At 37.3% G+C, this 21,678-nt stretch carries 30 protein-coding genes; all 30 read right to left on the bottom strand.

The genetic code is table 11. From position 1 onward, the window contains the following. Positions 1–898: 898 nt before the first annotated feature. Positions 899–1,060, bottom strand: a complete 162-nt coding sequence (locus RSTT_RS06030; protein WP_158302762.1) for a hypothetical protein — start codon at positions 1,058–1,060, stop codon at positions 899–901. 116 nt (positions 1,061–1,176) lie between these two features. Further along, positions 1,177–2,523, bottom strand: a complete 1,347-nt coding sequence (rodA, locus tag RSTT_RS00855; protein WP_096525334.1) for a rod shape-determining protein RodA — start codon at positions 2,521–2,523, stop codon at positions 1,177–1,179. Continuing rightward, positions 2,520–4,301 (bottom strand): penicillin-binding protein 2, encoded by a 1,782-nt coding sequence (mrdA, locus tag RSTT_RS00850; protein WP_096525333.1) that lies wholly within the window; start codon positions 4,299–4,301, stop codon positions 2,520–2,522. Before mrdA ends, rodA begins: the two co-directional genes overlap by 4 nt. A 973-nt stretch (positions 4,302–5,274) precedes the next feature. Beyond that, a complete protein-coding gene (gene mreD / locus RSTT_RS00845) occupies positions 5,275–5,781 on the bottom strand; it encodes a rod shape-determining protein MreD (RefSeq protein ID WP_096525332.1) in 507 nt (168 codons plus the stop codon). Further along, positions 5,778–6,611 (bottom strand): rod shape-determining protein MreC, encoded by an 834-nt coding sequence (mreC, locus tag RSTT_RS00840; protein ID WP_096525331.1) that lies wholly within the window; start codon positions 6,609–6,611, stop codon positions 5,778–5,780. The genes mreD and mreC overlap by 4 nt, the downstream gene beginning before the upstream one ends. A gap of 55 nt (positions 6,612–6,666) precedes the next feature. After that, the gene (locus RSTT_RS00835) at positions 6,667–7,695 is read right to left on the bottom strand and encodes a rod shape-determining protein (protein ID WP_096525330.1); all 1,029 of its coding nucleotides are present in this window, start codon (positions 7,693–7,695) and stop codon (positions 6,667–6,669) included. Positions 7,696–7,863: 168 nt separating this feature from the next. Next, on the bottom strand, positions 7,864–8,217 hold the full coding sequence (gene rplQ, locus RSTT_RS00830) for a 50S ribosomal protein L17 (RefSeq protein ID WP_096525329.1): 354 nt from the start codon (positions 8,215–8,217) through the stop codon (positions 7,864–7,866). Then, entirely contained in the window at positions 8,201–9,172 is a 972-nt protein-coding gene (locus RSTT_RS00825) for a DNA-directed RNA polymerase subunit alpha (RefSeq protein ID WP_096525328.1), read from the bottom strand. Before RSTT_RS00825 ends, rplQ begins: the two co-directional genes overlap by 17 nt. A gap of 40 nt (positions 9,173–9,212) precedes the next feature. Next, positions 9,213–9,839, bottom strand: coding sequence for a 30S ribosomal protein S4 (rpsD, locus tag RSTT_RS00820; RefSeq protein ID WP_015423120.1), 627 nt, complete (start codon positions 9,837–9,839; stop codon positions 9,213–9,215). Between the two features lie 83 nt (positions 9,840–9,922). Continuing rightward, entirely contained in the window at positions 9,923–10,315 is a 393-nt protein-coding gene (gene rpsK, locus RSTT_RS00815; RefSeq protein ID WP_096525327.1) for a 30S ribosomal protein S11, read from the bottom strand. A 311-nt stretch (positions 10,316–10,626) separates the two neighbouring features. Continuing rightward, positions 10,627–11,019 (bottom strand): 30S ribosomal protein S13, encoded by a 393-nt coding sequence (rpsM, locus tag RSTT_RS00810; protein ID WP_015423118.1) that lies wholly within the window; start codon positions 11,017–11,019, stop codon positions 10,627–10,629. A gap of 138 nt (positions 11,020–11,157) precedes the next feature. Continuing rightward, the gene (gene rpmJ / locus RSTT_RS00805; protein WP_096525326.1) at positions 11,158–11,271 is read right to left on the bottom strand and encodes a 50S ribosomal protein L36; all 114 of its coding nucleotides are present in this window, start codon (positions 11,269–11,271) and stop codon (positions 11,158–11,160) included. Positions 11,272–11,549: 278 nt separating this feature from the next. Then, the gene (gene infA, locus RSTT_RS00800) at positions 11,550–11,768 is read right to left on the bottom strand and encodes a translation initiation factor IF-1 (RefSeq protein ID WP_015423116.1); all 219 of its coding nucleotides are present in this window, start codon (positions 11,766–11,768) and stop codon (positions 11,550–11,552) included. A 1-nt stretch (position 11,769) separates the two neighbouring features. Next, positions 11,770–12,561 carry a type I methionyl aminopeptidase gene (gene map, locus RSTT_RS00795; RefSeq protein WP_096525325.1) on the bottom strand — a complete coding sequence of 264 codons (792 nt, stop codon included), beginning with the start codon at positions 12,559–12,561 and terminating at the stop codon, positions 11,770–11,772. Next, on the bottom strand, positions 12,551–13,189 hold the full coding sequence (locus RSTT_RS00790) for an adenylate kinase (protein WP_096525324.1): 639 nt from the start codon (positions 13,187–13,189) through the stop codon (positions 12,551–12,553). The genes map and RSTT_RS00790 overlap by 11 nt, the downstream gene beginning before the upstream one ends. Before the next feature lie 3 nt (positions 13,190–13,192). Then, positions 13,193–14,539, bottom strand: a complete 1,347-nt coding sequence (gene secY / locus RSTT_RS00785) for a preprotein translocase subunit SecY (RefSeq protein WP_096525997.1) — start codon at positions 14,537–14,539, stop codon at positions 13,193–13,195. A 44-nt stretch (positions 14,540–14,583) separates the two neighbouring features. Beyond that, complete coding sequence (gene rplO / locus RSTT_RS00780) at positions 14,584–15,033, bottom strand: 50S ribosomal protein L15 (protein WP_371828467.1); 450 nt, start codon at positions 15,031–15,033, stop codon at positions 14,584–14,586. Then, on the bottom strand, positions 15,030–15,530 hold the full coding sequence (rpsE, locus tag RSTT_RS00775) for a 30S ribosomal protein S5 (protein ID WP_015423111.1): 501 nt from the start codon (positions 15,528–15,530) through the stop codon (positions 15,030–15,032). Before rpsE ends, rplO begins: the two co-directional genes overlap by 4 nt. Positions 15,531–16,248: 718 nt before the next feature. Beyond that, complete coding sequence (rplR, locus tag RSTT_RS00765) at positions 16,249–16,608, bottom strand: 50S ribosomal protein L18 (RefSeq protein WP_096525322.1); 360 nt, start codon at positions 16,606–16,608, stop codon at positions 16,249–16,251. Positions 16,609–16,616: 8 nt separating this feature from the next. Further along, positions 16,617–17,183, bottom strand: a complete 567-nt coding sequence (gene rplF / locus RSTT_RS00760; RefSeq protein WP_015423109.1) for a 50S ribosomal protein L6 — start codon at positions 17,181–17,183, stop codon at positions 16,617–16,619. Between the two features lie 101 nt (positions 17,184–17,284). Beyond that, the gene (gene rpsH / locus RSTT_RS00755) at positions 17,285–17,686 is read right to left on the bottom strand and encodes a 30S ribosomal protein S8 (RefSeq protein WP_096525321.1); all 402 of its coding nucleotides are present in this window, start codon (positions 17,684–17,686) and stop codon (positions 17,285–17,287) included. Positions 17,687–17,716: 30 nt separating this feature from the next. Then, positions 17,717–17,902, bottom strand: a complete 186-nt coding sequence (locus RSTT_RS00750) for a type Z 30S ribosomal protein S14 (RefSeq protein ID WP_015423107.1) — start codon at positions 17,900–17,902, stop codon at positions 17,717–17,719. Positions 17,903–17,920: 18 nt separating this feature from the next. Further along, positions 17,921–18,484 carry a 50S ribosomal protein L5 gene (rplE, locus tag RSTT_RS00745; protein ID WP_096525995.1) on the bottom strand — a complete coding sequence of 188 codons (564 nt, stop codon included), beginning with the start codon at positions 18,482–18,484 and terminating at the stop codon, positions 17,921–17,923. 157 nt (positions 18,485–18,641) lie between these two features. Beyond that, positions 18,642–18,953 (bottom strand): 50S ribosomal protein L24, encoded by a 312-nt coding sequence (rplX, locus tag RSTT_RS00740; RefSeq protein WP_096525320.1) that lies wholly within the window; start codon positions 18,951–18,953, stop codon positions 18,642–18,644. Between the two features lie 200 nt (positions 18,954–19,153). Further along, complete coding sequence (rplN, locus tag RSTT_RS00735) at positions 19,154–19,522, bottom strand: 50S ribosomal protein L14 (RefSeq protein ID WP_015423104.1); 369 nt, start codon at positions 19,520–19,522, stop codon at positions 19,154–19,156. A gap of 25 nt (positions 19,523–19,547) precedes the next feature. Continuing rightward, positions 19,548–19,811 (bottom strand): 30S ribosomal protein S17, encoded by a 264-nt coding sequence (gene rpsQ / locus RSTT_RS00730; RefSeq protein WP_015423103.1) that lies wholly within the window; start codon positions 19,809–19,811, stop codon positions 19,548–19,550. 35 nt (positions 19,812–19,846) lie between these two features. After that, entirely contained in the window at positions 19,847–20,050 is a 204-nt protein-coding gene (gene rpmC / locus RSTT_RS00725; RefSeq protein ID WP_015423102.1) for a 50S ribosomal protein L29, read from the bottom strand. Positions 20,051–20,057: 7 nt separating this feature from the next. Continuing rightward, positions 20,058–20,471, bottom strand: coding sequence for a 50S ribosomal protein L16 (gene rplP, locus RSTT_RS00720; RefSeq protein ID WP_096525319.1), 414 nt, complete (start codon positions 20,469–20,471; stop codon positions 20,058–20,060). Positions 20,472–20,547: 76 nt separating this feature from the next. Further along, positions 20,548–21,243 carry a 30S ribosomal protein S3 gene (gene rpsC / locus RSTT_RS00715; RefSeq protein ID WP_096525318.1) on the bottom strand — a complete coding sequence of 232 codons (696 nt, stop codon included), beginning with the start codon at positions 21,241–21,243 and terminating at the stop codon, positions 20,548–20,550. 78 nt (positions 21,244–21,321) lie between these two features. Further along, positions 21,322–21,669, bottom strand: coding sequence for a 50S ribosomal protein L22 (gene rplV, locus RSTT_RS00710; protein ID WP_015423099.1), 348 nt, complete (start codon positions 21,667–21,669; stop codon positions 21,322–21,324). Positions 21,670–21,678 lie beyond the last annotated feature (9 nt).

The following is a 21,678-nucleotide window of genomic DNA, read 5'->3' as shown; positions in this document are numbered from 1 at the left end:
GTCATAAACCGTAATCCTTTTGGCCGCGTCATTCATGGTCCATTTGATAATCTGCATCGTACGAGGATCTCAGCTGCGCCCGCTCTCTGTAACTGCACAATTACCGCTATTTCCACATCAACGACTTCAAGCAAGCAAATAAAACCATTTTAATTATGTTATAAAAAAACAATTTCAATGTCAATATAGCCCGCTACACTTAACAACAACCTCCATTTTTTACCACAAAAGTTTTATCCGCTACTATATTTATATTAAATTCCTTTGGGACTTTTAAATTTCCTCTATTGTTTTTTCTAATTTCTTTTGCAGATTTAATTGCGGCAAATAGATCTTCCATTTCTTTTATGGAATATCGACGCTCAGATAAAAGGCTTAAAATGGTCAAGAATAAATGATGTAACAGGTTTTGCAGTCGGATAGATGTATACTATTAAAAACTTACAAAAATAGCAACGAAATACAAATAGAATTAGAATTGTATTATAACTTTGCGGTAAATGACTACGTCTCTATAGCTCCAGTTATCTAGTATTTTAGAAATCAAGACAGAAAATTATCAGCTTTAGTTAAATGGAATAAGAATTTCCATCACTTTTTAAGCTATAAAATACTACAGCATAAATAAAGAGACTGTCTGTCAAACAGACAGTCTCTTTATTTTTTATTTGAGACGTAAACAACTTCTCACAGAACTTCAGCGTTTACCTACGTTTCATTTCGATGTAATTTACACCTAAAAGTACCCTTACATAAAAACAATCTCATCTTTTAAAGGCAATATCTCTGTCAAGTTATCAGAGAAAGAAATAAAATGTATAGATATTACAAGAAAAGCCGATAAACTAGTCTTGCAGCTGCTTCTGATGATACATTCATCTATGATAATCTTATACCCTTACTGCTGCAGCACATCTGCATTACTGCCACCAGGCTCTTGAACACCGCTTTCAACATTGCCATTTTCTGCTGAAGTATCTTCTGACTTACTGCCACTACAAGATACAAATGATAAAACAAATACTGCCGCTAATGCTACAAATAACACCAGTTTTTTCATTTTTTATTTCTCCTTTTAGTATTTTAACTGTATTAGTAATTTTATATTTTTTACTATATTTTTGCAAACCTATCTACAAACGGCACATATTTTGAGAAAAGAGCTAAGAAAAAACATCAATAATAGATATGTCTCCTTATGTGAATAGAGCACAAAATACCAACAGCACACAGTGATGAAAAAATTGATGAACCGCCGTAAGAGAGAAGAAGCAGAGGCATACCCGTTACAGGCATTATACCCATAACCATGCCTATGTTGATCACTGCATAAAACGTAAACATCGCGGCAAATCCCACCGCAACAAGAGATCCGTATCTGTCACGAGCTTCCTTTGCTATAACAAGAGCCCGCCAAATAAAAAATATATATAAAAAGAGAGTAAGCTGCGATATAATCCAACCGCCTTCTTCGCCAATAACCGAGAAAATAAAATCCGTATGCTGCTCCGGTAAAAAGCCCAGCTGAGTTTGCGTTCCTCTTTTAAACCCCTTTCCCGTAAATCTGCCTGAACCTATGGCTATTTTAGACTGTATTATATTGTAACCCGCTCCACGCGGATCAACCTTGGGATTTAAAAACACCACAAGTCTTTTCCTTTGATAGTCTTTTAACGACTTTTCCACAGGTATAGAAGCCGCACAACCAATCAGTATCGCGCCACACAAAACAGCCGGATAAATAATAGGAATTTTAACCCGAAACTTCCACAGTAAATACCATCCGCCCGCTATCAGAAACAATACTGCCGCAATAATATAAATGCCGGTCCAGCCAGTCTTTAAAGAAACTCCCAAACTCGTTAAAAATGTTTCGCTTCCTAAAGATTTCAGAGGCATATCCAGAAATGTCTCTAAAAGAGGTATGCCTGCGGCTAGACTTCCTAAAACAGTGCTGCAAAGCAGATAAAAAGGGTTAACGCCTGCCATAAAAAGAAGAACTAAAGTGACAGGAAAATAAGAAAGTGTGGAAGAAAAATCAGGCTGCATCACTATAAGCACCAAATGACCCGCAAGTATTGTAAATGCGTAAATTAAAAAAGATATTTTTCTCGATTCTTCTGCTCTCTTATCAAGGAAAGAAGCAAGTGCCAAAATAAACATTACTTTTGCAATTTCTACAGGCTGAAAAGATATAAATCCGAAATCAAACCAGCCTCTCGTCCCCCTTTTTACTGAACCAAAAATCAAAACAGAAACCAAAAGAGCAAGAGACGAAATATAAATAAACTTATCAAAACGCCTATAATGCTGGTAATTAAAACTCGCAAAAAGAAAAAGCCATATAAAACCTATTCCAAACGCTAAAATCTGAACTGAAAGATACTTAAACGAAATTCTGTAATTAACGCCTGCAGAATATATTGCAATAAAACTTATCAACATTAAAATCAAAAGCACAGAAATAAGCCGCCAATCTATATCTGAAATAAGATGCTGAAAAAACTGTTTTTTATCAATCACTGCTGTTCTTCCTTTTCCGACTCTACATTAAAATAAGCTTCATATATTTTCCTGCCTACGGGAACAGCGTTAAGTCCGCCGCCACCACCATTTTCAACAATAACCGCTATTGCAATTTCAGGAGAATCGGCAGGCGCATAGGAAATAAACCAAGCATGGTCTTTTCCATGCGGGTTTTGGGCTGTTCCAGTTTTACCTGCAATTTTAATACCGGAAAGTCTGCTTCTTCTTCCCGTACCGCTTTCAACGACTTCCAAAAGCGCTTTATACAACAGATCCCATGTCCTGTCCGACACATCTGTCCGCCCAGCGCATTCTAACGTATGTTTATAAACTTCATTGCCGTTAAAATCTATAACTCTATCCACAATATAAGGTTTATAATATACACCCTTATTTGCAACAGCAGCTATTATATATGCCATCTGAAGAGGCGTTGCCCAAAGCGCACCCTGACCTATTGCAAATATAACCGTGTCGCCTTGAAGCCATGACACTTTTGATTTCAATTTTTTCCACTCCGGACTGGGAACAAAACCCCTTTTTTCATTAGGCAAGTCTATTTCCGTTTTTTGTCCGAGATAAAAATTTTTTGCATATTTTTCAAGATTTTTTATACCAAGTTTTAGCCCTAACTGATAAAAATAAATATTGCACGACTGCACCGTCGCGGAAATAAGATTCATTTCGCCGTGGCCCGGCTTATACCAGCAGGAATAATGCCTGTCGCCAAGTTCAAAACTGCCGTCACAATGCATTGTTTTTTCAGCATCAACATTTAGAAGTTCTACGGCTGCGACAAACGTTATTATTTTAAATACGGATCCCGGAGGATAAAGGGCTTGAAGCGATCTGTTAAAAAGCGGCAGCTTTTTATCTTTTAAATATATCCCAAAATCTTTAGTGCCAACTCTATTTGTATCAAAACCCGGACACGAAACCAACGCTTTTACAGCACCGGTTCTTGTGTCAAGCACTACCGCTGCTCCTCTGCCGGTACTGCTGTTTTTTAACGCATCGTAAGCGACTTTCTGGAGTTTTAAATCCACCGTTAAGTAAACACTTGCCCCGATTTCCGGCGGAACATATTTAAACGACTTTACCTTATATCCTTTTGCGTTTACTTCAGTCTGCCAGTCGCCGTCTCTGCCCTGCAAGTACTTGTCATAGGACTGTTCTACGCCCCCTCTGCCTATATAATCTCCTACTTTATATCCCTGTTCCGACAATTCTTCAATTTCGTCAGCTCTTATTTCACCTATATAACCTATTATATGACTTGCAACTTCCGGATAATAATAAATTCTATGCGGCTTTTTTATGACGGAAATATCTTTTAAAATCAACTTTTTTTCTTTTATTTTAAACATCTCTTCAATCGTAATGTTATCTGCAAGTTTTATAAATGTGCCGTATCTCCAATTTTTATCTGCAGTAAATTTTATATTTCTTCCTAAAATTTTATTGAGTTCCTTTATACTCTCGTCTGACAAAGTCCACTGCTGCTCAAAAGGATAAAATAAAGCAACGTAAGAGAATTCATTTTCCGCAAGTATGGCGTTGTCCGCAGAATAAATTACTCCTCTTGGAGCGCGTTCGTACGTATTATGTATCCTTTGCTGCTCCGAAACTTTTCGGTAGCTGCTACCCTTGACAATCTGAAGATAAAAAAGCCGCATAGAAAGACAAATAAATAAAAAAATAAAAAACACAAGAATCATCTTGTGTTTTTTAAGAAAAGCTTCATAAGCAGATATATCTTCCTTCTGCCACACCATTTACGCAACCACCTTTATTAGGTAATATTTCTAACTGACATTGATTGCAAATTCGCAACTTCATCCCTGATATCATAGACGGACTGTATTATCTTCAACCGCTAAAGCAACACTAAAGACATCAAAACATAAATACTAATTATTTTTTTCATAAATATGTACACCTACGCTTTTAATAGTTTTTAAAATGAGCAACAGTTTACTCCATAGCGAAACTCTGTGAACACTGCTCCCTTTTTTTAATAGCACTTTGGTAACTAACAAAGAAACACCCAACGATTTCTCTAAGCATACTAAGCAACAGCTTTAACGACAACACCAGACGATGCCAATACTGCCAGTGCCCTCTGGACTATACCTAAAGAAACATATAAGGCAGGCTCTTTTAAAGTTGTTATTAATACTTGTTCTAGTTTCTCTTTATCTACCAGCAGTTACAAGAGAGCTACTATCAACCTCTTTGTTGCTATTTTAATAACTCTCTCAGCTATACCACCAGCTTATTTCTTTCATTTTTGCGTCCTTAATTTCTATGTCCTGCATTGCATTAACAATGATCAGCCTTCTTTTCAGTTTAAAACTCATCCTTTTATCCTCGCTTGCAACATTTATAAAGGTACAATAACTGAGTCATTTCCTCATCAGCTAAAATACATCCTCTTTAGAGTAATCGTTTCAATTAACATAACCATCTAATTTCTTGAAAACACTCATATCTTTTTTAGACCCAGATATTCTTTTATAAATCCATTTTCTACCCTTCCAAACAACGATAAAGCCTAAACTATCACCGCAACTGCATGGCATGATTTATATTCGTACGCAAATGGGGGGGGATACCACCCCAAGAGAGCTGCTATCAGCTTCTTTGTTGATGTTTAATAAAACTCTCTCGGCTTTTCATGAGACGTAAACAGCAGCAACCCTAAATTAAAAGTATTATTATTATTTCATTTTTAGTCGTTCCTTTTTTCTATCTTTCAGTTGTATCGCGGTGCCAGATAATATCCATCTTTTCTAAAATATAAAATACTAAGGGAGTAAACGTCGCTGTGACAAGAATTTTTGAAGAAACCGAAAGAATACTAAAAGAAAACGCACAATTTCCATTATCCCCAAAAATAAAATAAATTAAACCGAAGCCTAACCAATAAATAGTACCTGCAAAAAACATTATCACAATCTGCGTAAAAATCTTTTCTCTATCAAAGTCTTTGCAAAATCTGCCGGCAAGGTATCCTATAACTGTAAACATTACCGTTCTTATGCCGAAAATGTCCGTTGAGAAAACATCCCATGTTAAGCCAAACAGAAAACCCATTAACTGCGTATTTATTATTCCTTTTGAAAAACCAAGGTATACAACAAAAATCAGTATAAAGTTTGGGAAAATTCCGTAAATATTTATGTATCTGCCAAAAAAAAACTGAAGCATACAAAAAATAAAATAAAGGAAAAAATAAAAAATTAACTTTTTCATTCTTTTTGCGGTACAAGAACAACTGCTTTATTAAGAATATTATTTTCATAAAAAACTTTAGCCGTTGCAGTTTTAAAATCCGCAGAAACTCCTTCCGATACTGCCGTAATAACGCCCACAGGCATACCTTTTTGAAAAACCGCGCTCAATCCGCTTACAACAATTTCATCGCCGGGTTTAACATCAGCATCGAATGGAATATAGGTAATCTTTAATAAGCTTGAATTGGATCCTTCGGCAAGACAATTAATGCCTTTATCTTTAATTTCCACAGGAAGTATAGAAATTGAATTTGTTATCAAAACAACCTTTGACGAAGTCTTATAAGTTTCTATTATTTTCCCCGAAACACATAATATATCGTTTTCTTTATTAAGCATTGCCACTGGAAGTTCATTGTATAAACCGTCAGCTCCACCTTTATCTAAGATATACCACTGGTACCGTTCATCCAGCGCTCCAAAGGAAATTCCAGCAAAAACGCATATGATATTTTTTATTTTTGTTAATTTTAAAAGTCTTGATAGGTTATTACATTCTTCAGATATTGCATCATAACTGCGAAGTTTATCAGTAAGTTCCTGATTTTTTTGTTTAAAGACAATATTTTCCCGATGCGTATAAACTATTGCTTTAACATTGTCGGCAAAAGTTTCCATGGAACGAAAGATACAATCCGCCGTTCTGAGAGTGGGATAAGAAATGTAGTAAACAAGATTTTTTATAAGTTTTACAGGAGAAGTAAGTCTGCCGGCTATTAAAAAAAACCCAATTAAAAGAAGAAATACAAAGATGATATTTTCATATTTTGATTCTTGATGTTGGCACATTTTATCAAAACCCGCTGCAGAACAAAAAAAAGATTTGCACAGCCAGATAATTCAACTACATGCGTCTTTTCCTGGAATTTTTTATGTTATCCAGTTCATCTAAATATGAACCTGTTCCTTTTGCAACACAGCCTAGCGGATCATCTGCCCGATTTACGGGAAGTTCAGTTTCTTTTGATAAGAGATCCGGAAGTCCTTTTACAAGAGAGCCGCCTCCGCTCAATATTATTCCACGGTCAATAAGATCTGCGGAAAGTTCCGCCGGAGTTTCTTCAAGGACATTTTTTACAATTTCCGTTATTTTTTTGATAGGCTCCGACAATGCAACCCTGACTTCCTCCGAACTAATATTGACCGTTTTAGGAAGACCAGTAAGAAGATCCCTGCCTTTTACATCCACAGATAGTTCTTCTTCAAGCGGAAATACGGAACCTATTTTCATTTTAACTCCCTCCGCCGTATTTTCACCTATAGTAAGATTATATTTCCGTCTGAAATACTGAACTATGGCTTCGTCCATTTTATCGCCCGCAATATCAAGCGACTTTGCAATAACCATACCACCCAAAGATATAATGGCAACTTCGGTCGTACCTCCGCCGATATCAACTATCATACTCCCTTCAGGCTCCTGAATTTGTATACCAGCACCGATTGCAGCAGCCATAGGCTCGTCGATAAGATAAACTTCCCTTGCACCAGCTTGTTCTGCGGATTCTCTGACAGCTCTTCTTTCAACTTCAGTAATTCCGGAAGGAACGCCTATAACTATCCTGGGATGAAGCAACGTTCTTTTTTTGTGAACTTTTCTTATAAAATATCTTATCATCTTCTCGGTTGCTTCAAAATCCGCAATAACTCCGTTTCTCAAAGGTCTTACGGCAATAATATTCGCGGGAGTTTTGCCGAGCATTTTTTTTGCTTCCACGCCGATAGCTAAAACGCACTTTGTATCGCGTTCCATAGCCACGACAGACGGCTCTCTTAAGACGATATTCTGCCCTTTAATGAAAACAAGAACGGAAGCCGTTCCGAGATCTATACCCATATCATTTGAAAACAATCCGAAAATATAATTGAACATTTTTTCCTCAATGCGAAAAAAAGAAAATAAAAAGCGGAGCAAACCACAATAGCTGACGGTCAACGAATAAGAAACACATATTATTCAAAAGCGAAAAAGATACAAAAAATCCTAAACCGTTTTATACAGAGCTGCCTTTAATTTCTTTTTACATTCTCAATTCTGTTTTTAAGTAACAAGTTTAACTATAGCAACATCCGCACTGTCACCGCGTCTCGTTCCAACTTTTAAAATCTGCGTATAGCCGCCGCTTCTCTCTTTGTAGCGCGGCACTAAAATATCAAAAATTTTCTTTACAGCAGCCTTACTATTTATTTCGCCGTTTATTGCTCTCATAGCACTTAAATCGGCTTTTTTCGCTTTTGTTACAAGTTTTTCAGAATAACTTACAAGTTCTTTTGCTTTAGACAGCGTAGTCGTTATTTTTTCATACAGAAACAACGCTGCTGCCAAATTGCGAAGCAACGCCTTCCTATGCGAACTTGTAATTCCGAGTTTGCTTCCATTATAAGTTTTTATCATTCACTTCTCCATCCTCAATTTTCATTCCAAGAGATAAACCTAGCTCTTTAACTCTATTTTTAATTTTTTCACACGACCGTTTGCTTAGATTATTAAAATTCAATAAATCTTCTTCTTTTATCTTAACAAGATCCTCTACGGTCTCAATGCCAGCGCTTTTTAAGCTTTTCAGGGTTTTGACTGAAATATCCATAATGCTCACCGGCTTGCCTAAAATTCCATCTTGTTCTTCTTTATCAGCGGAAACTTCTTCAGTCCTAAATGCGTTGTCTGTAAAAATTACAAGAATTTTTCTCAGTATTTCTGCAGACCGCATTAAAGCGTCTTTAGGAGATACCGATCCATCTGTCCATATTTCTATAATAAGCTTGTCATAATTGAGAGTCTGTTCCACGCGTGTATTTTCAACCTCGTAATTAACTTTTATTATCGGAGAGAACAATGAATCAAGGATTATCGTTCCTGATGAATATCCGTTTGATTTCATTTCTTCGGCAAGAACGTATCCTTTGCCCAGAGAAACTTCTAATTCCATTTCAAGAGTTGTTCCGTTGTCTATATTCGCAATTTCCTGCTCAGGATTCATTATCTCGACGCTTGCGTTTGCTTCAATATCTTTTGCGGTAACTGTTCCGGCTTTTTTAACTTTTAAATAAAGCTTTTCCGGACCTTCAGAGTGGAGTTTTACTTTGATTCTTTTTAAATTTAAAACAATCTGCGCTACATCTTCTTTAACGCCTTTCAAAACCGCAAATTCATGAAAAGCTCCCGCAATTTTTACGGAAGTAATAGCAGCTCCTTCAAGACTTGAAAGAAGAATTCTTCTCAACGAATTGCCTATTGTGTGTCCATAACCGCGTTCAAAAGGACCCGCACTAAAATGGCCGTAAAATTTCGTAGCAGTTTTTTCGTCTAAAATAAGTTTACGTAATTTTTCTAAATCCAATGCTTTCATTCTTCAATAACCTCACTCAATAAACCTTTCGGCGGTTAGTTTATTTCGAATAATATTCTACAATAAGCTGGCTGTTTATGGGATGAGAAGTCTCGCCAGCAAGCGGCTCGCTTACTACTGTTCCGGCAATACGGCTTTTATCAAAACTGAGCCATGCAGGAATACTTGACACCATTTTTTCAATAAGTTTTTTTATAATCACATTTGATTTATACTTCTCAGGAAACGTTATAACATCGCCGATTTTTAATCGGTAGCGCGGAACATCTATTTTTTTTTCGTTAACCAAAATATTGCCGTGATTTACAATCTGTCTTGCCATTTTTTTTGACGAAGCAAGTCCGAGACGGTAAACTACGTTATCAAGTCTCAATTCAAGAAGTTTAAGCAGATTATCGCCGGCAGAACCTTTCATTTTTTCTGCTGTTTTATAATAGTTGCTGAACTGCTCTTCGGTTAAACCGTACATTCTTCTAGCTTTCTGTTTTTCACGTAAATGTTTTGCGTAATCAGACATCTTAACTTTCGAAGCTCCGTGCTGTCCGGGACTGTTTTTACCTCTTTTTCTGTTAAGGGCGCAATTTGAAGAACATCTCTCTCCTTTCAGAAAAAGTTTTTCTTTTTCACGGCGACACAACTTACATACTGACCCTAAATAACGTGACATCTATCAAAATCCTCCAGATTCTTTACATTACTCTAAATAAATACCCGACAGCAATCCGCTGCTTGCCGAACATCGTTTTTAAATTATACCCTTCTAAGTTTCGGCGGACGGCAGCCGTCATGAGGAACGGGAGTAATATCTTTTATAGTCGTTATACCAAGACCTGAACTCTGCAAACCCCTTATCGCCGTCTCCCTTCCGGGTCCGGGTCCTTTTATAAAAATCGCAATCTGTTTTACGCCTATGCCCATAACTTTTCTGCCGACTGAAGCCGCCGTCATTTGCGCCGCAAAAGGAGTCCCCTTTTTTGTGCCTTTAAATCCAGAGACGCCTGCCGACGCCCATGCCAGAGTATTTCCTTTTTCGTCTGTTATATTAACAATCGTATTATTAAACGTCGATAATATATAAGCTTTTGCCACTCCACCGGTATACTTCTTCTTTTTAGATCCGACGGCATTCTTTTCGCCTGCCATACTTCTTCCTCCATATTTTATTTATTATTCCTATCCTATATTAAATTGTTCAAGATTTTCAAGCTTTCAAATGTGTAAGGAAACAAATAACTGATTATAACTTCTACAAAGCTCTACAGACGGCCGGATTATTTGGAGCAAACTGCCATTTCCACAGTACAGAGATTTTCTTATTCTCTCTCCCGACAACTTCTTTTTTCTGCATTCTTTACTTCGCTATGTCCGTTCGTCTGAAATACAGATAAATAACCAGACGCTTTATTTTGTCCGCACAATGAACGATAGACAGGAAACTACTTGTTTCTGCCATACTACTTAACCCTCTTTATGGAAGACGTCGACTTACCCGCACCGACAGTTTTTCTCTTACCGCGCCTTGTGCGTGCATTGGTTTTAGTTCTCTGCCCTCTTACAGGAAGATTTCTTCTATGTCGCAAACCTCTGTAACTTCTTATTTCTATAAGTCTCTTAATATTTGATTGGACTTCCCTTCTGAGATCCCCCTCAACTTTAAGGTTTTTCGTTATAAGATTATTTATCCTGCCGACTTCCTCTTCTGTTAAATCCTTAACTCTCTTTGCAGGATTTAAAGAAAGTTCCTTAATGATTTCGTCTGATATGGCAGGTCCGATACCGTAAATATATCTTAATGCTATATCAAGTCTTTTATTATTCGGTAAATCTATTCCAGCTACGCGAGCCATTTATCTATTCCTCCAAATCGGTTTATCGGAAATAATTCTGATGTTGCTGATTTCCCTTCCCCTATTGGGATTGGGGGGGGGACATGCTACAGCTTTCGTCGACGTTTGTCAATTCTGCCCTCTTAAATCTGTCTCTATTTATCCTTGTCTCTGTTTGTGTCTGGGATCCTGACATATTACTCTTACAACGCCTTTGCGTTTTACCACTCTGCATTTTTGACAAATCGGTTTTACTGACGCTTTGACTTTCATTTTATACTCCGCTTTATTTCTATATCTGGTATCCCCTCTCTATAACTCCTGCTAGAGAGGGAAAAAAAGAGACTCTTTGCTTTTGACGCGATATCTACAAACAAGTTTTGACAATAAGAATCATACAGCACCTAAAGCTGTCTGCAATAGCATTCAGTTTTGACGACGACTACTGCCTGACACAAATCCCCTTTCTCACAACAGTAGAAAACTACTAGGAAATAGGAATATATAAATAGTTGTCTATATTTCAACTATAATAAAATCCAAAGCGGTTTCTATTTTTCTCTATATGTTATCCTGCCTCTTTTTAAATCATAGGGAGAAAGTTCAACTTTTACTTTATCGCCGGGAAGGATTTTTATATAGTGCATTCTCATTTTACCGCATATATGCGCCAAAACTATATGCTTCCCCTCAATTTCTACCTTAAACAACGCATTCGATAGAGATTCTAAAATTTTTCCATCAACAATAATCTTTTCTTCTTTGCCCATTCTACACCTTTGTTAAAATTTCACAGCCATTTTCAGTTATTGCGACGGTATGTTCAAAGTGGGCGCTTAATCCGCCATCTTTTGTAACAACCGTCCAACTATCATCTAACATACAGACCTCATAACTTCCGGCGTTTACCATAGGTTCTATCGCAAGCACCATACCTGGAAGCAACTTAATACCCACACAAGCTCTGCCAAAATTTGGAATCTGGGGTTCTTCATGTAAAGATCTTCCTATCCCGTGTCCGACAAAATCCCTTACGACGGAAAAGCCGGCATCTTCCGCCGTTTTCTGAATCGCATAAGAAATGTCACCAAGTCTTTTCCCCGATAACGCCTGTTCAATTCCTTTCTGCAAAGATAATTCAGTAATTTCAAGAAGTTTTGCGGCGGAAGTGGAGATATCTCCTACCGCGTAAGTCATTGCCGCATCGCCATAATAACCTTCGTGAATCACGCCCATATCTACGGAAACTATATCGCCTGATTTGAGTACACGCGAAGTATTCGGAATTCCATGAACTACCTCGTCATTTACCGATACACAAGCCGAAGCTGGAAAAGGACAACTTATTCCTTTCACGCCTAAAAATGCCGGTACCATATTCAGCGACCTTATATACTTTTCCGAGAAAATATCTATATCTTTTGTCGTTATTCCAGGCTTTATTATCTCGGAAAGCTTTTGCAGAATTTCTCCTACAACACTGCTGGCAGTTCTCATTCTCTCAATTTCTTTCATCGTTTTTAATTCTATGTTTCGTTTCTCAAAAAACAATTTATTCCCCATTTATAATGCAACCGCTTATCTGTTCAAATACGTCGCTTTCGCTCTTCAAACCATCTATATAAATAAGTAGTCCACTCTCTTTATAATATTCAATTAAAGGCTTAGTCTGCTTTTCATAAACACTAAATCTATCCCTGATGATATCTTCTTCTTTATCATCGCTTCTATGAAATAGTACTCCGCCGCAACAGTCGCATTTTCCGAATTCTTTCGGAGGAAGCAACATTGTATGATAACTTGCCCCACACGCACAAACTATTCTTCCCGCTATTCTTTTAGCCGCTTCTTCAAAAGGCACGCTTATCAAAAAAACCCTATCTATTTTTATATTTTCGGACATAAGCATTCTGTCTAATTCTCCAGTCTGTTTTACGGTTCTAGGAAATCCGTCTAAAAGAAATCCTTTTTTTATATTATTTTTTTCAAGCCGTTTTCTTACCATATTGACAACTATTTCATCAGGAACAAGCTGTCCCGACGAAAGAAGTTTGCTTATAGATTCGTCCGACTTTTTTGCTTCTCTAAACATATCGCCAGTAGATAAATGAAGTATACCGAACTTTACGGCAATCTTTTTTGCCTGAGTGCCTTTACCTGCTCCGGGAGGTCCTAAAATTATATAATTCATAATCTATTTTACTTTAAACCATCTTCCTTTTACACGCCCGTCTTTAATAAATCCTTCATAATGGCACATAATAAGATGTGATTCTATCTGCCCGACAGTATCAAGCGAAACACCTACAACAATAAGCAGCGATGTTCCACCGAAAAAAAACGGACTGCCAATCGCCGACCTTAAATAATCCGGCAAAACGGCGATACAGGCAATGAACAGTGCCCCGACAAGAGTAACCCTTTCCAAAACTTTTTGTATATATATGGAAGTCGATTCACCAGGTCTTATGCCTGGTATGAAACTGCCTGATTTTTTCATACTGTCCGCCAAATCTTTAGGATTAAAAGATATAGAGTTATAGAAATAGCAGAAGAAAATAATAATAGAGGCATAAACCAAACTGTATATTACAGAATTGGTGCCGCTAAGCCACTCAGTAATTTTTCTGACTATAGGAAAATTCCATACCGTCCATTCCGTAGTAAACTGAACCAGAATTAAAGGAGCAGATAAAACAGAAACTGCAAATATCACGGCAATAACGCCCGACTGATCAACTTTTATCGGCAGAAAAGATGCCTGACCGCCGTACATTTTTCTGCCAATCACTCTTTTTGCGTAATGAATAGGGATCTTTCTCTGCGCCGTTTCAATCCAGACGACTAAAACTAAAACTATTATCACAACAACAGCAAGCATTAATGCAAAGACTACCGAAAGTTCTTCCATTTGTATAAGCTTTACAATACTAAGTACTGTATGAGGAAGTCTTTCTACAATACCCGAAAAAATTATAAGAGAAATGCCATTGCCTATACCTCTTTCCGTGACCTGTTCGCCAAGCCACATAATTAAGACAGAACCGGCGACAAGAGTCGAACCCGCTAAAATAATCCATGGCCATGACGGATCAACAACCACAGGCATTCTAGACGGAGAATGTATTCTGATTATCATCATCATCCAACCAAAAGACTGAAACATACCCAACAGTACCATTCCATACCGCGTAATCTGCGTAAGCTTTTTTCTACCCTGTTCTCCATCTCTTCCAAGCCTATCTAAATAAGGAATCATATGAGCGCCCTGCAACAAACTCATTATAATAGACGAGTTAATATAAGGTATAATACCCATAGAAAAAATTGACATCCTGTTGAGAGCGCCACCTGAAAACATATCCAAAAAACCCAAAAGACCGTTATTTTGTGTAGCAAAAAAAGATTTTAATGCTTCCACATTAATACCAGGAATAGGAACCATAGCTCCTATTCTATAGGCAATAATTATAAACAATGTAAATAAAACTTTTTTCCGAAGTTCCGGTACTTTAAATATATCAGCAAAATTATTCAGCATATTGTTTCCCATTATTTACAATTACAGCACATCTTTACCATTTCTTACTTAACAATTTCAGCCTTTCCGCCGGCTGCTTTAATTTTATCAAGTGCAGATTTTGAAAAAGCAGCGACTTTTACCGTAAAAGACTTTTTAACATTGCCACCGCCCAAAATTTTCACAAGTCTAGTTTTAGCAACAAATCCCGCTTCTTTTAATGATGTCGGAGTAATTTCAGCACCCGTCTCAAACTTATCTAATTTGTCAACGTTGACAATTTCATATTCTCCGCGAAAATGATTATTCCTAAAACCTCTTTTAGGAATCCTTCTGAAAATAGGCGTCTGCCCGCCTTCAAAACCTATTTTTTTCGACCCATCTCCCGAACGCGATTTTTGCCCTTTACAACCACGCGTAGAGGTGCGTCCGTGACCAGAACCTACCCCGCGTCCAACAATTTTTTTTCTGTGTTTTGAACCCTTCGCAGGTTTTAAATTATTCAAACCTATCATACAACCTCTTTCATTCTGATTTTAGCCACATCTTCCTTTGAGCGAAGTTTTTTAAGAGCTTCAACAGTCGCATAAACTACATTAAAAGGATTTGAAGAACGCATTGACTTTGTAAGAATGTCTTTTATTCCTACCGCTTCAAGCACTGCTCTTACCATTCCTCCCGCAATAACACCCGTTCCGGGAGCAGCAGGTTTCAACAAAACCTTTCCCGATCCTGAAACACCGATTATTTCGTGGGGAATAGTATTTCCTTTAAGCCGCACAGAAATCATATGTTTTGAAGCATACATACTGCCCTTTTGAATTGCCGACTGTACTTCATTTGCTTTACCGAGTCCGCAACCCACTTTTCCAGATCCATTACCTACCACAACCAAAGCGTTAAAAGAAAATCTCTTGCCGCCTTTAACAACTTTTGCAACTCTGTTAACGGTAATAACCGTTTCTTTTAAGCTGCTGTCACTTTGCTGTTGTATTGCCGATTGTTCAGCCAACTTATCCTCCTCCTAAAACTGCATATTATATCTCTACAATATGATTATCCTCTATAATTTACCCCGTTACGACCTGTCGACTCGACTCTGTCAAGACAGTCGCAGTTCACTCTGCTTTAACAAACGATCGCCACTTTCACCACTAAATAATTAAATTACTACAATAATTTATTTCCGCTGCAGTTATAAAAATTCTCAATACTTTATATATGTCTGTCCCCTCAAATCCATTCCCGCGGTTAAAGTAAATTCGAGTACAAGTCTTACTCGCCGTTTCCGTCCGCTCATCACCCTAGGCAAAAGAGAAAAGAGATGAAATTATTACATTCCTTAGAATGTATTGCAGCAACTGAATATAATATTATATCCTTCTCTTATTTAATTAAAATTATTTTTTTATTTTATCATTTTTCTATATTTTCCACAACTATAAAAAATGTTGCTTCAATTTCTGCTCTGACGGTAAAAAATAATTTGAAATTTAGAGGACGAACGCTCTGAGCAATTGATTAGATATCAGCACAAAGTAAAACTTCAAACCAGACGGTTTAACATTTATTTAAAAATCGTATGAAGAGCAGTCGTATTATAAAAAAGACTATCCTTGGGTTGTAAAAAATAAGAAAGAACATTTCACTTAATAACTCTTTAATTTTTTGATAAGTATATAAACGGAATGAAGTTTTATGCAAATAAAGGCAATAGAAAATAAAAGCTTCTAAAATTTAAGTCCGCTTTCTCTTGCAGCATCTGCAAGCGCTTTAATCTTGCCCGTATATTCATATCCCCTGCGATCAAAAACAACTTTCTTTACACCTTTTTCAACTGCTTTTTTTGCAATCAAACCGCCGACAGATTTAGCGGCTTCAACAGTATCGTTAATTCCCAATTTCCCCTTAAGCTCCGGCGACAATGTTGATGCCGAGGCAAGGGTGACGCCTCTGCTGTCGTCAATAATCTGTGCATAAATATGTTTATGTCCGCGGTAAACGCTTAGACGCGGTTTGTCATGAGTTCCGTTAATTTTACTTCTGACTCTTTTTACGCGATAATCAAATCTTTTATTTGAATCTTTCATTTAATCCTCTATTTCTTGCCTGCACCTGCTGCAGCTTTTCCGGCTTTTCTTATAATATTCTCACCTGAATATTTTATACCAAAACCTTTATAAGGCTCAGCCGGTTTTACAGCTCTTATCCGAGCGGCAAATGCTCCAACTTCATATTTATCAATTCCCGTTACCGTAATTAAAGTATTTTTATCGGGCGTAAGAAGTACACTAGCTTTTACCGTGCAAGGTATAGGAATAGTTACCAGATGTGAGAAACCCACAGCCATAATCAAATTTTTCCCGCTTTCTACATTTGCTTTGTAACCAAGTCCTATTATTTCAAGTTCCTTTTTAAAACCTTTTGTAACGCCTTCAACCATATTAACAACAAGACCTCTTGTAAGACCATGCAACATATTGTGCCGGCGTGAATCTCCCAGAGCCTCGACAAGAATAGTGCTTTTGTCAACTTTCACGTTCATCTTCTTATCAATTACCTGCGAAAGCTTTCCACCAGGACCCGTTACTTCTAATATTCCTTTTTTAAATTCTGCTTTCACTTTTTCCGGCATATAAACCGGTTTTTTCCCTAAGCGACTCATTATTTGATCCTCAATATAGATTTCTTGCCAAACCGCCGGATCTTTCAAGATTTTTTATCCTTCACAACTACAATCGTACCGTCACTTTCCTGTCATACACCTCACCAAACGCATCCTATTACTTCTCCGCCGATCTTATCTTTTCTCGCCTGTCCGTCAGTCATCAAACCTTTAGATGTAGAAATAATGGTAACGCCCAAACCGCCAATGGTTCTAGGCACATCAGCATGACCCTTATATATCCTCAAGCTTGATTTTGAAATTCTTTTTATACCTTGAAGAACCACTTTGCCTTTAGATGTATACCTAAGATGAATCCTCAAAACACTCTGAGTTTGGTTTTCAATGCCTTTGATTTCGTAATTCGAGATATATCCTTCCTCCTTTAAAATCTTTGCAATTCCCAATTTCAATTTTGAAGACGGAACATCGACTTTTTCGTGCAGTTTTAAATTTGCATTACGAATGCGCGTAAACATATCTGATATTGGATCTATGATCATTTTTTAACCGACCTCTTCTTTTAAAAGTTATTACCAACTTGATTTTGTGACGCCCGGTATTTCGCCATTGTACGCTAATTTGCGCAGGCATATTCTGCAAATTCCGAAATCTCTATAGTAGCCACGCGGTCTTCCGCACAGACGACATCTGTTCCTATACCGCGTTGCGAATTTCTGAGGTTTACGCATCTTTGCTTCTGCTGAAGTTGTTGCCATAGAAAAATATCCTTTAATTTATTTGTTGTTTATCAACCCTTTCTTAAACGGCATACCGAAAGACTCAAGCAATACTTTTGCATGATCGTCTTTTTCCGCCGTTGTCACTATAGTAACATTCATTCCTCTAGCTTTATCTGTTTTTTCAACGTTTATTTCAGGAAAAATGTACTGCTCGGCAAGACCTAAATTAAAATTGCCTTTCCCGTCAAAACTGCTAGATTCAATACCCCTGAAGTCTCTTATACGCGGTATTGCAACGTTAATAAGCCTGTCTAAAAATTCATACATCATAGCGCTTCTGAGCGTTACTTTAATACCTATAGGCATTCCCTGCCGTATTTTAAAGTTTGACAACGATTTTTTTGCACGACAAATCAAAGGTTTCTGTCCAGTAATTGCCGCAAGCTCTTCAGTTGCGATGTCCAAAACTTTAATGTTTTCTTTTGCTTCGCCCAGTCCAATATTTACGACAATCTTCGTAAGTCTGGGGATCTGGTGAACATTTTTAAAGCTAAACTGTTTCTTAAGTTCTGCCGTTATACTTTTATGATAAAACTCTTTTAAACGAGGCTGATTCATTATTCTTTCCTTATATATTTCCTTTATACTTTCGCCTGTTTTACGGCAATACAAAATGCTTTGAGCTTTCTTTTCTGCCAAGCAAAACCGGAAAAAGTCCACTAAAAATTGCAGACGGGAAAAACTTCGCAGTTCAAAAAACCCAAAAGACAACGCATCAAACTATCACCTCGCCGCAACGACGACATACTCTTATCTTCTTACCATCCGAAAGCTTATCAAATTTAGCTCTTGAACCCCGACTGCATTTCGGACATATAAGCATAACTTTACTTATGGCAATAGGAGCTTCTTTTTTATGAATTCCTCCCAGATCTTTACGAGTAGGATTAGTATGTCTTTTGACAACATTTATTTTTGTAACGATAACCTTGCCCTTATCAGGGGAAACATAAATGACTTCGCCTTTTTTTCCTCTGTCTTTTCCCGATAAAATTAATACCTTATCTTTTTTCTTAATGTTAAGCATTTGTTATATTTCCCTTTCTTCGTCTACATGTTGAGAAAACAGTCATTTCAGGAATACCCTGACATTTTTACGCATCTTCTGCTTTTTCTGACTGTTCACTTCGTCATTCACAATGATGATGACAGACAGAAATCCGCATTCTACAATTTATAATTTACAATAACCGGGCATAGGCAAAGACAAATAAAAAGCACAAACATTTATATCACTTCCGGCGCCAAAGAAATTATTTTAAGATAATTATTTTCCCTGAGTTCTTTTGCAACTGGTCCGAAAATACGAGTTCCTTTCGGTTCACCTTCGTCATTGATAATAACAGTTGCATTGTCGTCGAATTTAATATAAGTTCCGTCTGCGCGGCGTATCTCTTTTACCGTGCGCACCACTACAGCTTTAACGACATCGCCTTTCTTAACATTTGCATGCGGCAATGCATCTTGAACCGACGCATGGATTACATCACCTATGCTGGCATACCGGCGTTTTAACCCCTTAGTAACTCTGAAGCAACGGATTTTTCTTGCTCCTGAATTATCTGCAACGTTCAAAATAGTTCTTTCCTGAATCATTACGTTATCCTTCGAAAAACTTATTTTAGATTTCTGACGTTTTATTTACAACTTCAACCAATACCCATCTTTTCATCTTAGACAACGGTCTAGACTCCATTATTTTGACCGTATCTCCTACATGAGAAATATTTTTTTCATCATGTACTATAAATTTACTTTTACTGCGAAGCACACGGTCGTATAAAGAATGGCGATATGTTCTCTCAACAGAGACTTGTCTTGTCTTATTGCTTTTATCGCTTACAACTATGCCCGTACGAAACTTGCGTTTTCCACGTTCTGCCATTATTCCTTCCTGTTATTTTTTCTTATTCAAAGTCTTTACTTAGTCTTTTTCTTCTGAGCAATAAGAGTTTTAATTCTCGCTATATCTTTTCTTATTTCTCTTATTTCAAGAGGATTTTTTACAGGAACTGTCAAATGACGGAATCTTAATCTGAAAATTTTATCCTGTAACTCGCTAAGTTTTTCATTTAACTCAACTCTCGACATATTTTTCATCTCATTCCAATTTTTACTTTTCATAGCATCCTCAAATATCGGCTCTGACTAAAATCTTTGTATGTATAGGAAGTTTATTTGAAGCAAGCCTCAGGGCTTTTTTTGCCTCTGCTTCCGGAATACCTTCCATTTCAAACATTACTCTTCCGGGTTTTACTACCGCAACCCAAAACTGCGGATCGCCCTTACCTTTACCCATTCTTGTTTCAGCAGGCTTTTTTGTGACAGGCTTATCAGGAAATATTCTTATCCAAACTTTTCCACCTTTTTTTATAGACCTCGCCAGCGCGATACGAGCTGCTTCTATCTGGTTGCTGTTTATCCACACAGGTTCAAGAGCCTGAAGTCCATACTTGCCGAAAGCTAAAGAAACTCCACCTTTAGCTTTGCCTTTCATTCTTCCCCTATGCATTTTTCTATATTTAACTCTTTTGGGCATCAACATTATATAAATATCCTCTGATTTTATGTTTTAGTCTGTTTAGATTCTTCCGCCAGTGTCCGTCGCGTTACCTGACTGCCTACCCCTGTTTTACTGCCGTATCTAAGTCAACGACAACTTTTGCATCTTCAGCTAATTCTTTAGCCGTCTTTTTAAAAAATTCTTTTTTAAATATCCATACTTTTACACCTATATGACCCATAGGCGTACAAGCTTCCGAGAAACCGTAGTCAATATCGGCTCTGAAAGTCTGCAAAGGAATTCTTCCTTCTTTAAGCCATTCGGTTCTCGCAATTTCTGCTCCACCAAGCCTGCCAGAAACCATCACCTTTATCCCCTGCACTCCCGACATCATTGCTTTCTCTATTGTTCTCTTCATCACTCTTCTGAAAGCAATTTGCTTTTCCAGCTGAAATGCAATGTTCTCGGAGGCAAGTTGAGCGTCGATTTCAGGTCTTTTAATTTCCATAATGTTCACAAAGGTTTTCTTTGCCGTCATAGTTTCAATTTCTTTTCTTAAACTTTCAATGCCTTGTCCACCTTTTCCAATTACAATTCCCGGACGAGCTGTATAAATACTCACGCGTAAATACTTGCCGGGTCTTTCAATCACAATTTTTGACACGGAAGCTAATTTAAGTCTATTTTTTAAATAAACTCTTATACGGTAATCTTCCTCAATAAAATTAGGCATCTCTTTCAAGTTAAACCATTTTGATTCCCAATCTTTGATATATCCTAATCTTATGCTTTTGGGATGTATTTTATGACCCATTTTGCCTTACCTTTCCTAAAAAAATTTTATCTCACTCCGCTTTTTTCGCTTCAACTTCGTTTTTAATTGCTTTTTCCTTTATTTTTTCCGCAGATATGTGCTAGCATCTGTAACAATTATCGTGAGATGAACCGTTCTTTTTTTTATAGGCATACTTCTTCCTTTCGAGCCCGCTCTTATTCTTTTTAATATCGGACCGTTTCCGACCCATGCTTCTTTCACTTTAAGACCCGAATAATCCTCAAACTTCCCCGCATTTGCTGTCGCACTTTTCAATACTTTTTTAACAAGCACCGCCGTAGATTTTGGAAGAAAAGAGAGAATTTCAAGCGTTTTCTCAACTTTTTTGTTTCTTATAAGCGCAAGAACCTGATTTACCTTCCTTGGAGTATATCTGACAAACTTTGCCGTTGCTTTTGCTTCCATCTCAACATC

It is taken from the genome of Candidatus Endomicrobiellum trichonymphae (genome assembly GCF_002355835.1).
Classification (GTDB): Bacteria; Elusimicrobiota; Endomicrobiia; order Endomicrobiales; family Endomicrobiaceae; genus Endomicrobiellum; species Endomicrobiellum trichonymphae.
This window is presented reverse-complemented; position numbering and strand designations above follow the sequence as displayed.

Coding starts and splice junctions, on each gene's coding strand:
- RSTT_RS06030 (WP_158302762.1), bottom strand. CDS start 1,060: ATGAAAAAACTGGTGTTATTTGTAGCATTAGCGGCAGTATTTGTTTTA.
- mrdA (WP_096525333.1), bottom strand. CDS start 4,301: ATGGTGTGGCAGAAGGAAGATATATCTGCTTATGAAGCTTTTCTTAAA.
- mreD (WP_096525332.1), bottom strand. CDS start 5,781: ATGAAAAAGTTAATTTTTTATTTTTTCCTTTATTTTATTTTTTGTATG.
- mreC (WP_096525331.1), bottom strand. CDS start 6,611: ATGTGCCAACATCAAGAATCAAAATATGAAAATATCATCTTTGTATTT.
- RSTT_RS00835 (WP_096525330.1), bottom strand. CDS start 7,695: ATGTTCAATTATATTTTCGGATTGTTTTCAAATGATATGGGTATAGAT.
- rplQ (WP_096525329.1), bottom strand. CDS start 8,217: ATGATAAAAACTTATAATGGAAGCAAACTCGGAATTACAAGTTCGCAT.
- RSTT_RS00825 (WP_096525328.1), bottom strand. CDS start 9,172: ATGAAAGCATTGGATTTAGAAAAATTACGTAAACTTATTTTAGACGAA.
- rpsD (WP_015423120.1), bottom strand. CDS start 9,839: ATGTCACGTTATTTAGGGTCAGTATGTAAGTTGTGTCGCCGTGAAAAA.
- rpsK (WP_096525327.1), bottom strand. CDS start 10,315: ATGGCAGGCGAAAAGAATGCCGTCGGATCTAAAAAGAAGAAGTATACC.
- rpsM (WP_015423118.1), bottom strand. CDS start 11,019: ATGGCTCGCGTAGCTGGAATAGATTTACCGAATAATAAAAGACTTGAT.
- rpmJ (WP_096525326.1), bottom strand. CDS start 11,271: ATGAAAGTCAAAGCGTCAGTAAAACCGATTTGTCAAAAATGCAGAGTG.
- infA (WP_015423116.1), bottom strand. CDS start 11,768: ATGGGCAAAGAAGAAAAGATTATTGTTGATGGAAAAATTTTAGAATCT.
- map (WP_096525325.1), bottom strand. CDS start 12,561: ATGGGGAATAAATTGTTTTTTGAGAAACGAAACATAGAATTAAAAACG.
- RSTT_RS00790 (WP_096525324.1), bottom strand. CDS start 13,189: ATGAATTATATAATTTTAGGACCTCCCGGAGCAGGTAAAGGCACTCAG.
- secY (WP_096525997.1), bottom strand. CDS start 14,539: ATGCTGAATAATTTTGCTGATATATTTAAAGTACCGGAACTTCGGAAA.
- rplO (WP_371828467.1), bottom strand. CDS start 15,033: ATGATAGGTTTGAATAATTTAAAACCTGCGAAGGGTTCAAAACACAGA.
- rplR (WP_096525322.1), bottom strand. CDS start 16,608: ATGAAAGATTCAAATAAAAGATTTGATTATCGCGTAAAAAGAGTCAGA.
- rplF (WP_015423109.1), bottom strand. CDS start 17,183: ATGAGTCGCTTAGGGAAAAAACCGGTTTATATGCCGGAAAAAGTGAAA.
- rpsH (WP_096525321.1), bottom strand. CDS start 17,686: ATGATCATAGATCCAATATCAGATATGTTTACGCGCATTCGTAATGCA.
- RSTT_RS00750 (WP_015423107.1), bottom strand. CDS start 17,902: ATGGCAACAACTTCAGCAGAAGCAAAGATGCGTAAACCTCAGAAATTC.
- rplE (WP_096525995.1), bottom strand. CDS start 18,484: ATGAATCAGCCTCGTTTAAAAGAGTTTTATCATAAAAGTATAACGGCA.
- rplX (WP_096525320.1), bottom strand. CDS start 18,953: ATGCTTAACATTAAGAAAAAAGATAAGGTATTAATTTTATCGGGAAAA.
- rplN (WP_015423104.1), bottom strand. CDS start 19,522: ATGATTCAGGAAAGAACTATTTTGAACGTTGCAGATAATTCAGGAGCA.
- rpsQ (WP_015423103.1), bottom strand. CDS start 19,811: ATGGCAGAACGTGGAAAACGCAAGTTTCGTACGGGCATAGTTGTAAGC.
- rpmC (WP_015423102.1), bottom strand. CDS start 20,050: ATGAAAAGTAAAAATTGGAATGAGATGAAAAATATGTCGAGAGTTGAG.
- rplP (WP_096525319.1), bottom strand. CDS start 20,471: ATGTTGATGCCCAAAAGAGTTAAATATAGAAAAATGCATAGGGGAAGA.
- rpsC (WP_096525318.1), bottom strand. CDS start 21,243: ATGGGTCATAAAATACATCCCAAAAGCATAAGATTAGGATATATCAAA.
- rplV (WP_015423099.1), bottom strand. CDS start 21,669: ATGGAAGCAAAAGCAACGGCAAAGTTTGTCAGATATACTCCAAGGAAG.